Source organism: Stenotrophomonas sp. GbtcB23 (assembly GCF_019091045.1).
Lineage (GTDB): Bacteria > Pseudomonadota > Gammaproteobacteria > Xanthomonadales > Xanthomonadaceae > Stenotrophomonas > Stenotrophomonas rhizophila_A.
The window spans coordinates 1-235 of record NZ_JAGXKC010000701.1; the positions used below are offsets into that span (position 1 = coordinate 1).

Annotated in this window: 1 pseudogene; it reads left to right on the forward strand. The window is 63.4% G+C overall.

Annotated features, from left to right (window positions below):
* Positions 1-235 (forward strand): annotated as a pseudogene (locus KVS69_RS20625) (hypothetical protein); the annotation flags it as partial.

The window sequence follows — 235 nt, forward strand, 5'->3', positions numbered from 1 at the left end:
GCCTGGCTGTTCGAGAAATTCCCGCTTCTGCGCCTTCCGCTGTCGCTCGGCCGCGTCGCCGCCTTCAACCTGCTGGCGGGCGGCGCCGCCGCCTTTCCGAGCGTGACCGAGCTGGTGAAAAGCTTCGGCGTGGATGCGACCTTTACCAATCGTTCCGACATCTGGCGGCTCGCCTTCAATGCGATCTCGGAATTCCCGATGACGGGTTTCGACCTGAAATCCTTCTGGCGCACCC